At 69.6% G+C, this 1173-nt stretch carries 1 protein-coding gene; it reads right to left on the bottom strand.

Translation table 11 applies throughout. From position 1 onward, the window contains the following. Positions 1-1173: ISAs1 family transposase (locus EUC46_RS12420; RefSeq protein WP_128774464.1), on the bottom strand; the 1173-nt coding region annotated here is incomplete at both ends.

Below are 1173 nucleotides of genomic sequence, written 5' to 3'. Positions count from 1 at the left end.
TATGGATGCGTGGGGTCCGTAGGTCAGGCGTATGAGGCTGATGGCGGTGTTGCGCAGGGTGGCCATGACGTGGGGTCCGTTGCCGGTGCGCAGCTGGTGGCGGTCCTCATCGAAGGTGACGTCCCGCACCCAGTGCAGGCGGTTCTCGATGCCCCAGTGGCCCTGGACCCAGGCGGCGACCTGGTGGGGCTGGGCGGCCAGCATGGGCAGGGAGCAGATCAGGTATACCACCTCACGGGTCTGCCTGCGTCGCCCCTGACGGTTGGTCCAGGTGCGCGTACGCCTCATTTGCAGGACCTGGGCGACGTGGGGGAAGTCGACCCAGGGCGGGACCTGGGTGGCGCGGATCGTGCGGCAGGTCCTGCGCCCGTGGGAGGTGTCAATGACCTTGGTGGCCGGCAGGTTCTTCCAGTGCACCCGCTCCAGCTGCTCACACAGGCCTGGCTGGTTGCCCTTGACGGTCAGCACGAAGTGACCGCCCCGGGAGCGGATCCACTCGACCGTCTCCCTCTGCGTGTGCAGGGCGTCCGCGGTGACCACAGCCTCGGTCAGGTCGGTGTTGGCCAGCAGGTCCCTCAGGGCCGGGATCTCGTTGGTCCTGGCCCCCACAGCCTCCTGAGCGATCACGGTGCCGCTGTCCTGGTCCAGGGCGGCCAGCAGATGCGGAGCCCGACCGGCCCCTGCGCTGACCTCGCCCTCGCCGCCCGGACCGGCGGCCTCGCTCTTCTTACCCTTGCCCTTGCCCTTGGCCTTGGTCTTCTTCTTGCTGGGGCTGGGGCGCGCTCCCCGCATGGTCTTGCCGTCCACCGCGATGACCCGCCGACCCTGACGCACCCCGGTGCGAACGTGCATCCAGGTCGCGATGAGACGGTCCAGCACGTCTGGGTCGATGGCTGCCAGGAGGCGGCGGATCGTCGACTCGCTGGGCAGCGGTCTGTGTGCTGGTAGGCCCAGGGCCTCCAGGTCACCGTGGTCCATGTGGGTGGCGTGCTGCCAGACGGCCAGCAGGCTCCTGGCGCCCGCCAGTACACCGACCACGGCCAGGGCCAGCACGCCCACCACCGGGTAGCGCACGCCCCTGCGGGCTCTGGGGTCGGATACCTTGGCCAGGACATCGAGCAGACTCTGGCGCGACAGGACCTCGATGGGGCAGGATGGCATAGCGGCGTGGCC

Origin of the sequence: Actinomyces oricola (assembly GCF_004104015.1) — a bacterium.
Classification (GTDB): domain Bacteria; phylum Actinomycetota; class Actinomycetes; order Actinomycetales; family Actinomycetaceae; genus Actinomyces; species Actinomyces oricola.
Note: the sequence above shows the minus strand (reverse complement) of the source record. Positions and strands in the feature narration are given on the sequence as shown.